General features: G+C 56.7%; 9 protein-coding genes. All 9 read left to right on the forward strand.

Features of this window, described 5'->3' with window-relative positions; genetic code table 11:
* The first annotated feature begins 17 nt into the window (after nt 1-17).
* The 9 genes from NUV55_RS03605 (at nt 18) to NUV55_RS03645 (ending at nt 13758) form a co-directional block, all read left to right on the forward strand.
* Nucleotides 18-1991 (forward strand): bifunctional aldolase/short-chain dehydrogenase, encoded by a 1974-nt coding sequence (locus NUV55_RS03605; RefSeq protein WP_296670471.1) that lies wholly within the window; start codon nt 18-20, stop codon nt 1989-1991.
* Nucleotides 1992-2058: 67 nt separating this feature from the next.
* On the forward strand, nt 2059-2322 hold the full coding sequence (locus tag NUV55_RS03610; protein ID WP_296670473.1) for a hypothetical protein: 264 nt from the start codon (nt 2059-2061) through the stop codon (nt 2320-2322).
* The gene (locus NUV55_RS03615) at nt 2322-2597 is read left to right on the forward strand and encodes a type II toxin-antitoxin system mRNA interferase toxin, RelE/StbE family (RefSeq protein WP_296670475.1); all 276 of its coding nucleotides are present in this window, start codon (nt 2322-2324) and stop codon (nt 2595-2597) included. The genes NUV55_RS03610 and NUV55_RS03615 overlap by 1 nt, the downstream gene beginning before the upstream one ends.
* 537 nt (nt 2598-3134) lie before the next feature.
* Nucleotides 3135-6284: a site-specific DNA-methyltransferase gene (locus NUV55_RS03620; protein ID WP_296670476.1), complete on the forward strand. Its 3150-nt coding sequence runs from the start codon at nt 3135-3137 to the stop codon at nt 6282-6284.
* 10 nt (nt 6285-6294) lie between these two features.
* On the forward strand, nt 6295-9441 hold the full coding sequence (locus NUV55_RS03625) for a DEAD/DEAH box helicase family protein (protein WP_296670479.1): 3147 nt from the start codon (nt 6295-6297) through the stop codon (nt 9439-9441).
* Nucleotides 9442-9545: 104 nt separating this feature from the next.
* Nucleotides 9546-9884 (forward strand): hypothetical protein, encoded by a 339-nt coding sequence (locus NUV55_RS03630; RefSeq protein WP_296670481.1) that lies wholly within the window; start codon nt 9546-9548, stop codon nt 9882-9884.
* A gap of 103 nt (nt 9885-9987) precedes the next feature.
* The gene (locus tag NUV55_RS03635; protein ID WP_296670483.1) at nt 9988-10539 is read left to right on the forward strand and encodes a DNA-3-methyladenine glycosylase; all 552 of its coding nucleotides are present in this window, start codon (nt 9988-9990) and stop codon (nt 10537-10539) included.
* A 214-nt stretch (nt 10540-10753) separates the two neighbouring features.
* Entirely contained in the window at nt 10754-12028 is a 1275-nt protein-coding gene (locus NUV55_RS03640; RefSeq protein ID WP_296670484.1) for a NarK/NasA family nitrate transporter, read from the forward strand.
* Between the two features lie 44 nt (nt 12029-12072).
* A complete protein-coding gene (locus tag NUV55_RS03645) occupies nt 12073-13758 on the forward strand; it encodes a bifunctional protein-serine/threonine kinase/phosphatase (RefSeq protein ID WP_296670486.1) in 1686 nt (561 codons plus the stop codon).
* The last annotated feature ends 93 nt before the right edge of the window (nt 13759-13851 follow it).

Consider the following 13851-nt stretch of genomic DNA (forward strand, 5'->3'; position numbering starts at 1 on the left):
TCCGCCGGCAGGCCAGCGTGAACAGCCTCTGGAGTGACAGTGAAGCCGGGAAATTCCCGGGCGATCTGGGGCAGCGCATTTACACCTCGCGCCTGCTCGGATGTGACAAGTCGTTGGTGCTGCACGGCGGCGGCAACACCTCGGTCAAGATCACGGAAAAAAACCTCCTCGGCGAAGACGAAACCCGGCTGTACGTGAAAGGCAGCGGCTGGGACCTGGAACATATCGAGGCCGCCGGCTTCTCGCCCGTGCGCATCGACCACCTGCTCAAGCTCGCCAAGCTCAAGCAGCTGTCCGATCCGCAGATGGTCAACGAGCTGCGCACGCACATGACACTGGCCTCGGCGCCCACGCCTTCGGTCGAAGCGATTCTGCACGCCATCCTCCCGTACCAGTACGTCGATCACACCCATGCCGATGCCGTCATCACCATCACCAACACTGCCGATGGGCTCGCACGCATCCGCGAAATCTACGGCGACAATGTCGTGGTCGTGCCCTACGTCATGCCGGGCTTCGACTTGGCGCGCCGCTGTGCCGAGCAGTTCGCCGCCGATGTACGCAAGAACACCATCGGCATGGTGCTCATGAACCACGGCATTTTTTCCTTCGGCAAGACCGCGCAGGAATCCTACGAGCGCATGATCGATCTCGTGACGTGGGCGGAAAATTATCTGGCGAAGTGCAAGGCTTGGGTGCTGCCGGAAGCCAGCGAAAAACCGGAAGCAAAATCCCTGCGACGGGAACTGGCCGCGCTGCGACGCGAGTTGTCCGTCACCGCCGGATTTCCGGTCATTCTTGCTGCGCACGAAGATCCAGCTAGCCTCGCCTTCGCGCGCCGTGACGACATCGCCACGATCTCGCAGCAAGGCCCGGCCACACCGGACCACGTGATCCGCACCAAGCGCCTGCCCATGGTGGGGCGCGATGTGAAGGCTTATGCCGAGGCGTACCAGAAATATTTCAACGAGCTTGCCCCCAAGGTGCGCGAGCCCAAGACCATGCTCGACCCGGCCCCGCGTATCGTTCTGGATCGCGAATTCGGCGTGGCCACCGTCGGACGCAGCGTGAAAGACGCCGCCGTCGCCCACGACATCTATGTTCATACGCTGGAGATCATCCAGCGCGCGACCCTCTTGGACCGTTATAAGGCCTTGCCGGCAAAGGATATTTTCGACGTGGAGTACTGGGACCTGGAGCAGGCCAAGCTCAAGGGCGGCGGCAAACCGCCGGTGTTCACCGGCGAAATCGCGCTGGTGACGGGCGCCGCCTCCGGCATCGGCAAGGCCTGCGTGGATTCACTGCTCGCGCGCGGCGCGGCCGTGGTTGGGCTCGATATCAATCCATCCATCACGGGTCTGTACAACCGCCCGGATTATCTCGGCCTCGTTTGTGACGTGACGGACGAGAAGCAGTTGGCCAACGCACTGGAAAAAACCGCGCGCGCCTTCGGCGGGCTCGACATGCTGATCCTGAACGCCGGGATTTTCCCCGCCGGCTGTCGCATCGAGGCGCTGACCACCACCGAATGGCAGAAAGTCCTGCGCATCAACCTGGACTCCAATCTGGTGCTGATGCGCGAGGCGCATGCGCTGCTCAAGCTCGCACCCGGTGGCGGGCGTGTGGTGGTGATCGGTTCGAAGAATGTTCCCGCGCCCGGACCCGGCGCCGCGGCTTATTCGGCTTCGAAAGCGGCGCTCAATCAGCTCGCGCGCGTGGCCGCGCTCGAATGGGGCGCGGACAACATCCGCATCAACTCGTTGCACCCGAACGCGGTGTTCGACACCGGCATCTGGACCGAGGAGGTATTACAGGCGCGCGCGAAGCACTATGGGTTGACGGTCGAGCAGTACAAGAAGAACAACGTGCTCAAGATCGAAGTCACCAGCCGCGACGTCGCCGAACTCGCCGCCGAGATGTGCGGCCCGCTGTTCGCCAAGACCACCGCCGCGCAGGTGCCGGTGGATGGCGGGAACGAGCGGGTGATTTAGCTGCGGTTTGACATACTTAATACGTAACCTATAATAGTACTAATTCAAGTACTGAATAGGGTTCACCATGAAAACGATTCCGGCCCAGGAAATTAAGCGTTGCGGATTATCCGCCCTCGACAAAGACCTGAAAGAAGGCGCGGTGCATGTCATCAAGAACAACCGCCCGCAATATGTCGTGCTCTCGCAGGAGCGATATCAGGAATTCCTCGCCGCCGAGGAAGAGGCACATTACGCCCGCGTCCGCGAATCGCTGGAAGACGTGAAGGCGGGGCGCGTGCGCCGCGGCAGTGCGAAGGATCTGATCAAGGAACTCGGTCTGGAAGACTGATGTACCGGTTAGTCTGGACCGCCCGGTTTACGCGCGCCGCCAAAAAGTTTGCGCAAACCCACCCCGACCTCCGCCCACGCCTCGCGCAGATTCTGCGCGATCTCGAAAGCGATCCATTGCAGTCACATCTCCGGCTGCATCCCCTCAAAGGCAAATTGCAGGGACTGCATGCTGTCAGCGTTACCTACAGTTACCGTATCACCCTGACGCTCAAGGTGACGAAAAAGGAAATTATTCTGCTCGATGTCGGCAGCCATGATGAGGTATATGGGTAAAAAACAGGGGTGATTGTCGCCTGTTGATTTCCGAGATGTGCGGCCCGTTGTTCGCCAAGACCACTGCCGCGCAGGTGCCGGTGGTTGGCGGAAATGAGCGGGTGATATAGAAAAATGGATAAGTCATGGGTTTTCGGTCCGAGGAAATTTGCTTCTATCGTTATGACGAGTCATACGAAAGGGAATACGGGTGGACGAGATGGTAAAGAAGAAAGGGTCTTCGAAAAACGGGTGCTCAGTGGCTGCTCGCGGAAGCGGGAAGGGCAAAAGTCGCGACACCAGCGCGAAATCGACGATCGGTGTACACGCCGGTGATCTACCGGATACTGAGTTTATTCTCGAGGCGCAAACGGCGGCCGAGGACGGTGGCTCGCGCCGGGCGCATGGACAACGCGTACTACCTCTGGATACAGCTCTTCTTTTCGGCGCTCAACGACAAGGTCCGCGCCGGCTTTGCCATGGCCAAGCCGATTTTCAGTAACTTCGCTACGAGCCCATGTGCAATTCCACAATTCCTCCAATAAACTGACCACATCCATGGCCACACCGCGCGAAAAATTTCAAGAGCTGCTGAAAAAGTTGTTCCAGTTCGACAACGCCGAACTGGACTTCGGCATCTACCGCATAATGAATCATAAGCGGGCGGTCATTGAGCAATTCATCGAAACGGATTTGGTCAAAGGCATCGCGACGGAGCTGGCTTCCGGCGCGCTGGCACAGGAAGCGGGACTCGCACAGCAACTCGCGGAAGTCACCGCGCAGATCAAGGAGAACATTGGGGACGAAGTGCTCGACGCCGAGGGAAATTTGGCGGCGGAATATCACGGCAGCAAACTCGGCAAACAATATCTCGCCTTGCGCGAGCGCGCTGGGAAATCAAAAGCTACTCCCGAACTCGAAGCCGACATCTTCAATCACCTCTACGCTTTTTTCAGCCGCTACTACGACGAGGGCGATTTCATGTCGCTGCGGCGTTATTCCAAGCGCGACAAATACGCCATCCCCTACAACGGCGAGGAAGTCCACCTCCACTGGGCCAACGCCGACCAGTATTACATCAAGACCGGCGAAAACTTTACCGATTACAGCTACAAGCATGGCGGCTGGACCGTCCATTTCAAACTACGCAATGCCGACGTGGAGCAGAACAACGTCAAAGGCGCGAAACGCTTCTTCGTCCCGCGCGCGGCGGAAGTTTCGCTGGACGAAAAAAGCTCAACGCTGACAATTCCGTTTGAATTCCGCCCGCTCAATGCCTCCGAGGAAATCAGCTACGGCAAAGGCAACGGCACGGAGGAAAACGGCAACGGCAAGACTAAGACGAAAAAGAAGAAAGGTCAGGAAGGAATTCTCGCCGACGCCAGCGCTGCCATTCAAAACGCGGCGAAGAAAAACGCCAATGCGCTGGCCGCGCTCTTGCACGAGAAGCGCAGGGACGCCGACGGCAACCCAGTGAGCCTGCTCGAACATCACCTGCGCACCTACACGCGCGTGAACAGCACCGACTTTTTCATCCACAAGGACCTCAAAGGCTTTCTGGAGCGCGAACTGGATTTCTACCTCAAGAACGAAGTGCTCAACCTCGACGAACTGGAAGCGGGCGGCGAGGCGCGGTCGGAAAGTTGGTTTCAAACGCTCCGCGCCATCAAGGGCATCGGGCACAAAATTATCGCGTTCGTGGCTCAGATTGAGAATTTCCAGAAGCGGCTGTTCGAGAAAAAGAAATTCGTCACCGAAGTCCACTACTGCGTCACGCTTGACCGCGTGTCGGAGGAACTGTATCCCGAAATCGCGAAGAACAAGGCACAGATTGGGGAATGGAAACGCCTGTTCTACATCCACGAAATTAAAGGCGATCTGGCAACGCAGGGTTTCAAAGAGCCGGTAAAGGTGGAATTCCTCAAAGCGAACCCGTTTCTCGTGTTGGATACACAATTCTTTTCTGCCGAATTCAAGGCGAAGTTGCTCGCTTCCGGCGAAATTCTGAGCGGAGCGAAAACGCTCGAAGAGGCAATCGACGGCTTATTGATTCACAGTGAGAATTTCCAAGCACTCAATTTGGTAATTCCGCGTTATGCCGGACAGGCAAATTGCATATACATCGATCCTCCATACAATACTAATTCGTCTGAGATTCTCTACAAGAATGGCTACAAGTCGTCTACCTGGATCACACTGATAAACAACTCCCTTCCTTTAGCTAGAGCCATGCTTAGGTATGACGGAATCCTCTGTGCAACCATTGACGATGAGCAACAAAAAGAACTAGCTACGCTGCTATCACGGGTGTTTGGAAGCGATAATATTCTTGGCACGGTATGCATCCGAATGAATCCCTCGGGAAGAATCACGCTCAAGGGATTTGCACAGGCACATGAATACGCAATCTTTGCCGGTCAATCGCATGAGTCCGCGATTGCGAAGCTGCCCAGGACCGACGCTCAGTTACAGCGTTTTAACCAGTCCGACGGTAAGGGTTCTTTTGAATGGCGAAACTTCCGTAGAGAGGGATCAAGCTCAGAACGGGGAAGTCGCCCGCGGCGCTATTTTCCAATCTACGTTAAGGGAGCGGCCATACGCATACCGAAGCTTCGATGGCAGGAGAATACACGATCCTACGACATTTTGGAAAAACCGAACCGTGACGAGGTAGTGATTTACCCAATCGACGCGAAGAGCAGTGAACGCGTTTGGCGCTGGGGACTGGAAAGGGTGCAACGCGAGCTTTCAGAGGTCGTCCCCAAAAAGAATCCTCAAGGAGAACTGCAACTGTATTACAAATACCGACCAAACGAAGAAGGAGTTCTGCCAACCACCGTATGGGTCGATAAAAAATACTCGGCCACAGAATACGGAACAGCAACACTCAAAGACCTTTTTGGCAGCCGGAACGAGTTCAGCTTTCCGAAGTCGATTCATGCTGTTGAAGATTGCGTAAAGATTTCTGTTCCAGACAACGATGACGCTCTAATCGTTGACTATTTCGGCGGGTCTGGTACGACGGGGCATGCTGCAATAAATCTAAACCGGGAGGACGGCGGTAAACGCAAATACGTCCTAGTCGAAGTGGGCGACTATTTTAACACGGTCACCAAACCACGCATTCAGAAAGTCATTTACTCCGAGGATTGGAAGGACGGCAAACCAGTGTCGCGGCAAGGCTCAAGCCACGCGTTCAAATACCTTCGCCTCGAATCCTACGAAGACGCGCTGAACAACATCACGTTCGAGGCGGCGGACGCGCAGACGATATTCCAACTGGAGGATTACATCTTGAGCTACATGCTCGATTTCGAGACGAAGGCGAGCGAGACGCTGCTGAACGTGGCCAAGCTGGATGCACCGTTCGATTACAAGCTGCGCTGTCACGGTAAGGACGAGCCGATGCCGGTGGATTTGCCGGAGACGTTCAACTATCTCATCGGCCTACACGTCGCGTGGCGCCGCGTGTATGAGAACAAAGGCACGCGCTATCTCGTCTATCGCGGCACAGCCGACGGGCGGGAGACGGCCATCCTCTGGCGCACCACGCGCGGCTGGAAGCAGGAGCAATTCGAGGCCGACCGCGATTTCGTGGCGAAGCAAAAATTGACGGAAGGCGCGGAGGACATTTTAGTGAATACGGACAGCTTCATCGAAGGCGCGCGTTCGCTCGACCCGGTTTTCAAACGCCGCATGTTCAACTAGGAATAAGCCGATGCCCGCGAGCGATTACGTCAAACTGGAGCAACGGCTGGTGCTGGCGGATTGGGCGTGCCACCAGCTTGGCTATGAATCAAACAAGGCGATGCTCCAAAATCTGCGCGAAGTGGAAGAAGGCTTCGACGGCAAGGGCAATTCGTATCTCGTGCAGGCCATTGCTGCACGCGGCTCAAAATGCAAAGTTGCCCGTGAGGATCTGGATCGTTATGACGCGAACATCCGGGCGCACTTGAATTACTTCAACAAACATCGGAAGGAGCGTCTGACGCTGCGCTATTTCCAACTTCTTTCGCTGATTATCGCAGAGTTTTTTCTCGACCGCCGCTTCAATCACGAGGCAGCGTTGCGAAAGGAGTTGAACCAGTTTGTCTCCCAACGGAACAGCAAGCGCGGGCTGGGAGATTTTCAAGACCCGGAATTTGCTAAAGCGGATTTGAACAAGCTGGCGTTTCTCATGGCGACGGGAAGCGGCAAGACCATTTTGATGCACTTCCATTACCGGCAGTTCCTCCACTACAACCCGAAGCCGCTGGACAACATTTTGCTCGTCACGCCGGACGAGGGGCTTTCGCAACAGCATTTGGAGAACATGGAGGATGCGGGCATCCCGTGCGCGCGTTTTTCGCTCGAGGACAGCGGCTTTGAGGCGGTGAAGAAAAACACGATGCGCGTGATCGAAATCACAAAGCTGGTGGAGGAAAAGAAAGGTTCGGGCGTGAGCGTGCCGGTGGAAGCGTTCGAGGGGAACAATCTCATCTTCGTGGACGAAGGTCACAAGGGCGCGAGCAGCGAGGCGGGCAAGTGGATTGGCAACCGCGACAAGCTGGCGGAAAACGGCTTCACTTTTGAATACAGCGCGACGTTTGTTCAGGCAATGACCGCCGCGAGAGACGACGAGATGACCAAGGAATATGGCAAGGCGATTCTCGTTGATTACGGCTACAAGTATTTTTACGGCGACGGCTTCGGGAAGGATTTTGAACTGTTGAACCTGACGCACGAAACGAACGAGGAACAGACTCGGATGCTTCTGCTGGCGAACCTGCTGGCGTTTCACGAGCAGAAGCGGGCATTTCACTCGAAGTCGGAAGCGATGGCGCGCTATCACCTAGCCGATCCGCTGTGGATTTTCGTGGGCAGCACGGTCAACAAATCAAAAGACAACAAGCAGGCGAAGGAATCAGACGTTTTGACCATCGTTAAGTTCCTCGATTCGTTTCTGCGCAACAAACGCGGCTGGGTGCAAAAGGACATCAAACGGATTCTGAACGGCGAAAGCGGAATCGAAGCCGACGGCGGGCATGATGTTTTTGCTCCACGTTTCAAGAGGTTGAAAGCGTGGAGCAAGGATGCGGACGCGATTCATCGCGATTTGCTCAAGCGCGTTTTCCATGCGACCGGCAACGGGCGATTGCACGTCGGGGACATCAAGGGCAAGGCGGGAGAGCTTGGTTTGAAAGTCAGCGGAGCGGAGAATTATTTCGGCCTCGTTTACATCGGCGACACGGCGGCTTTCAAGACGCTCACAGAGGAACAATGCCCTGATGTAGAAGTTGAGGATGACGAGATAGCGGAGGGTTTGTTCGAGAACATCAAGAAGCCGGATTCACGCATCAACATCCTCATCGGCGCGAAGAAGTTCATGCAGGGTTGGGATAGCTGGCGCGTGTCGAACATGGGCCTGCTGAACATCGGACGCAGCGAAGGTTCGGAAATCATTCAGCTATTTGGGCGCGGCGTGCGCTTGCAGGGGCTGAACCGGAGTTTGAAGCGCAGTTCGGCGCTATCCGGCATCGAACATCCGGCTGGGATTGATTTATTGGAACGGCTAAACATCTTCGCCATCCGCGCGAATTACATGACGCAGTTCCGCGACTACCTGGAACGTGAAGGCGTGGAACCGTTTGGCGAAGTCGAATTACACCTGCCTATCAAGCGCAACGATGACTTTCTCAAGAAGGGCTTGATTGCCCCGCGTTTGCCAAAGGAGAGCCGTTTTGCGACCAGTGAGCGCATCGTGCTCGAACCAGATTCAGCGGCCCGAGTGACTTTGGATATGTCGGTGCGAGTGGAGAGCATCGGCAGCGCAGACGGAGAATTTCAGACATCAGCGTTCGTTGGAGGAACTGAGCGATGGCTAAAACCGGAGCAATTCCGCTGGCTCGATTGGGAGCTCCTGTACCTTGCGATGCTCGAATTCAAAGAGGAGCGCGGCTTTCACAATCTACTCATCCTTCCAGAACATCCACGGCAAATTCTACAAGCGAACGATCCAAAACTATATGGGCTAATTTGCGACGAGCAGCTTTTGAATCCCACGCGAGTAGAGCAAGCCGTACAGTTGCAAGCTGCCGTGTCAAGCGTTCTGAACAAGTATGTCGAAAGCTTTTACCGCAAACGGCAACAGCGATGGGATTCGTCTAAGATGATTTATGGGCCGTTGAAAAAGGACGACGCAAACTTCCAGAACTACGTCGTCAAAGTGCCGCGAAGCGATAAAGATTTGTTGCATACAATTCACGAAGCCATCGAGGAATGGAAGAAATACAAGAAATGTCTCTCATCGGAATTGCCGAACATCCACTTTGACCGACACCTTTACCAACCTCTCCTGGTTGCCAAGGGAAACAAGGCGCGTTCTGTTCCGCCCCCGCTGAATGACGGCGAATGTAAATTTGTAGAAGACTTGAAACTCTTCTGCAAATCCGAACCTGCGTTGTTGAAGGGTAAAGAGCTTTTTCTGCTTCGTAACTTGAGCCGAGGGAAAGGAATCGGGTTCTTTGCGGATAGCGGCTTTTATCCCGACTTCATTCTGTGGATTACGGAGGGAGATAAACAGCGCCTCGTCTTCATTGAACCGCATGGAATGCTCAACGAAGATCATCCCGACAATAACTCGAAGATTGATCTACACAAGAAGCTTCAAACGCAAATTGCTGACGCCCGCAAGAAATCCAAGAACAAGCATCTTCTGCTCGACGCGTTCATCATCTCGCGAACTCCTTTCGATGACTTGCGAAAGAAGCACGGCGCGGCGTGGGACAGAGACAAATATGCAGAGGCGCACGTGCTCTTTGGTGATGAACCGAACAACGGGCACATTGAAGCCATTGTGAGTGGCTCCGCGAAAAATATGATCTGATCCTGAGGTATCCCCACATCTACCCGCACTCATGCGCCCTCATGCAACATGGGCAAGCGCCGGATGCGTAAAAGGGGACGGATTAAAATAAGACTTAAACGCTAATGATGATTCCTGCACAGAAGCTTGAGATTATTGTGGCTTTGTCTGATTTTGTTGGCATTCTTAAAGCCGCTAAATATGGCGCCAAGCTTGGCAAGCGCAATATTGCTCGTGAAAATGTTGAGTTTCATTTCGATGGGGCCCATCTCATAGTCACTATTGTTGGAGTTAATCGAACCATACCAGCTAGCGGCTCATGGGTAGGTAAGGTCGCAGTAGCGCTATCATTCATGGGAGGTCTAAATAAGTTCCCACCCACACAAAGTCCTCTGACTATCAGTTACGAAAATTCAAAGCTAAAAATTGGTACAACATCATTTCCAGCCGAATGGACACAGTGATAATAGAGAACAACCGGTAGCAGGGAACTAGGTAATTGGGGACGCTACCCTTAAATAGCAAATCACCAGCCAACCCTTACCCAACCCAACATGTTTAATGGCCATGCGAAAACTGCCGCGCGCGTTCTATGACCGCGACACGGTCGCCGTGGCCCGGGATTTGCTCGGCAAATATCTGGTGCACAAGGCGCGCGCGGTGGAGCGCGTGGGCCGGATCGTGGAAGTCGAGGCCTATCTCGGGCCGCACGATCTCGCGGCCCATTCCGCGCGCGGGCTGACCGAGCGCACCAAGGTCATGTTCGGGCCGCCGGGCCATGCCTACGTGTACATGATCTACGGCATGTATTTTTGCGTGAACGTCGTGACCGAGCGCGAAGGCCATGCTTCCGCGGTGCTGTTGCGCGCGGTCGAGCCGGTGAAAAATATCGCCGAACGAACCCAGGGCCCCGGTTTGCTGTGCCGCGCCATGCGCATCGACCGGCGGCTCAACGGGCACGACCTGATCAGTAAAAATTTTTACCTCGCCGCGCCCGAGAAATCCGAGCCCGTGACCATCGTCAAACGGCCCCGGGTGGGCGTGGACTATGCGGGGCACTGGGCCAGACGGCACCTGCGTTTTTACATCAAGGACAATCCCTTCGTATCGAAACGCTGACGCGCGATTCCTCTCGCGCCTGTCGTCAGCTTGCCTGCACCATTTCAGGTCAGTGTCCGTGCGCGCTTCACGGAATTGGTGCATCTTGTTTTCCCGTCGTAGCGCCAAATCCTTCCAGTTGCCTGATTTCAAATGAAACCTTGAGGTGGCACACCGGTTGCAATGGCGTTGGCAGCACGCACGTGCACTCGCAACACAATCGGGAGAACAGTATATGAATTGGCGGGAGTTCAAACAGGCAGGCCACTGGCCGACATTGTTGGCGGCGTTTCTGTATTTCGATGTCAGCTTCATGGTCTGGGTGGTGCTGGGGCCGTTGTCTCTGTATCTCACTCAGGACCTCGGGCTTACGATTGAGGAAAAATTCAGCGTAGTGGCGATTCCGATTCTGGCCGGCGCGCTGCTGCGCGTGCCGCTCGGCATGTTGGCGGATCATATTGGCCCCAAGCTCACCGGCAGTCTGGCGCAAATGATTGTGATCGTCGGTATGGCCTATGTCTGGATTTTCGGTTTGCACTCCAAACTGGAAGTCGAACTGCTCGGCGTGGTGCTCGGTCTCGCCGGCGCCAGTTTCGCGGTTGCGCTGCCGCAGGCCTCGCGCTGGTATCCGCCAAAATACCAGGGCGTGGTCCTGGGCATCGCTGGTGCCGGCAACATGGGCGTGGTGCTTGATTCCCTGTTCGTGCCGTGGATGGCCGAGCACTGGGGCTGGCAGTCGGTGTTCGGCGTGTTGCTGATTCCACTGGGCATCGTACTGGTGCTGTACATGCTGATGGCCAAAGATGCACCGGAAACGCGTGCGCCGGTGACATGGGTGAACTATGCGAATGTATTGCGCGACCGCGATACCTGGTGGTTCATGTTCTTCTACTCCATCACCTTCGGTGGCTTCGTGGGTCTCGGCAATGCGTTGCCGCTGTATTTCACCAACTGGTATCACACCTCCGGTATCGCCGCCGGCCTGATGGCGGCGCTGGTGGTGATGGCCGGATCGATGGCACGTCCCATCGGTGGCATATTGGCCGACCGGTTTGGCGGTATCCGTACCCTGGAGTTGTTGTTTGTGGTGGTCGCGCTCGCTTACATGACGGTGGCCATGTTGCCGCAGGGACCGGCGCCCGTGGTGGTGGGCGATGCCAAGGTGGCCGGTTGGTCACTTGCCGAGCTGCCGGGCATGGCATGGCTGGCCGTGGCGGTGTTTTTTCTCGGCGCGACCGCGCTCGGTGCGGGCAACGGCTCGGTGTTTCAGTTGGTACCGCTGCGGTTCCGTAATGAAATTGGCGTCATGACCGGGCTCGTCGGCGCTGCCGGCGGACTCGGCGGATTCTTTCTCGCCAAGGCGCTCGGCATTTCCAAGGGCATGACCGGCAGTTTCATGGGCGGATTCACGGTGTTCGCCGGCCTGGCGGTCATCGGCCTGTTCGGCCTCATGGCGGTCAAGACGCGCTGGCGCACAACGTGGGGCGCTGTGTCAGGAGCACAAGTATGAATCTGTGCTTGTGGGCTGACCCGGCGCACCGCTAATCTCACAGCATGAGCGAGAACCAGCTCGAAGTCCGGTTCGGCCAGGCGAGCGAGCAGGGACGGCGCGAAACCAACGACGATTTTGCCTCCATCCGCGTGTACAACGGCAGTGTCCACACTGTTGTGGCCGCGATTGCTGACGGCGTGAGCGGCGCCGGTGGCAGGCCAGCCGCTGAAACTACAGTGCGCGGTTTTCTCGACGGCTTTCAGGGCGAACCGGCCACGCTTACGGTGGAGCGTGCCGCCAGCCGTGTGCTCGCCGCGTTGAACCGCTGGGTGCATGCCCAAGGCCAGCAGGATGTCCTGCGACGCGGCATGTTGACTACTTTTACTGCCGCCATTCTGCGCGGCCGGCGTCTGCACTCCGTGCATGTCGGCGACACACGCACTTACCGATTACGCGATGGCGTGCTCACGCTCCTGACCCGCGACCACACCCGTGACCATCCGGATATGCGGCACGTGCTGGTGCGTGCCGTGGGGTTGGAGGAAAGCGTGCGTGCCGATTACAGCGCCTGGGATTTGATCCCGCACGATCGCTATCTGCTGTGCTGTGACGGTGTTCATGCCACGCTCAAGAACGACCGCTTGCAGCAATTGCTGGTGGAGCGCACCGCGCCGGACGAAGTGGCGAGCCGCATTGTGACCGCGGCGCTTGAGGCCGGCAGTCACGACAACGCCACGGCCGTGGTGCTCGATGTCCTCGCGGTGCCGGCCGCTGACCGGCTCGACCTCGAAGCGCTGGTAGCCGATCTGCCAATTCTGGAGTTGCCCAAGGTGGGGGAGACGGTGGACGGGTTCCAACTCGAGGAGCAGGTATCGGACGGCCGCTACAGCCGGCTGTTCCGCGCCGAGGACACCGTGAGCCAGCGCGAAGTGATCGTGAAGTTTCCGCACCCGCGCGTGATCGCGGAGGCCGCCTACCGCAACGCCTTTGTGCGCGAGGCTTGGGTGGCCTCGCAGGTGCGCAGCCCCTATATCAGCGAGGTGATCGAGCTTCCCATCGGACGCCAAACACGACTGTATTCGGTGATGCCGTTTTACAAGGGGGAGACGCTCGAACAACGTCTCAAGCGCGCACCGCGCGTGGCGCTCGAAGAGGGTGTGCGCATCGGCATATTGCTGGCCAAGGCGGTGTATGCGCTTAACCGGCGTTACATCGTACACCGCGATATCAAACCGGATAATGTCATGCTCGCGACCGATGGCAGTCTGCGATTGCTGGATCTGGGTGTGGCGCGCCTGCCGGGACTGGAGGCAGCACCGGACGAAGCCATCCCCGGCACGCCGAGTTACATGGCGCCGGAATTGTTCGACGGCCAGGCGGGTGACGAGCGCTCCGATCTCTACGCGCTCGGCGTCACGCTCTATCGCCTGTTCAGCGGTCACTATCCGTATGGCGAGGTCGAGCCCTTCTCGCGCCCGCGTTTCACGAAGCGCATACCACTCAGTCAGTATCGCCCCGACCTGCCGGCTTGGCTGGATGCGTTGCTGGAGCGCGCCACCGCCGTCGATCCGGCGCAGCGACTGGGCGATGCCATGGAACTCGCCATTGAGCTCGAGCACAGCCTGGCGCACGCGCCGCGTGTCGTGGTACAGCGCCAGTCATTTTACGAACGCAATCCACTGCGCTTCTGGAAGATTGTTTCGCTGTTGCTTCTTTTGGCATTGCTGATTTCGCTCGCGTTGAATTAACACACTCGGTTTTGGTGCAGGGAAAAATGCTTTGCACCACGATGGTTCTTTGCATCCCGTCTGCTGCCTCTATCCCGTATTATTTACTATACA

It is taken from the genome of Sulfuricaulis sp. (genome assembly GCF_024653915.1).
Classification (GTDB): domain Bacteria; phylum Pseudomonadota; class Gammaproteobacteria; order Acidiferrobacterales; family Sulfurifustaceae; genus Sulfuricaulis.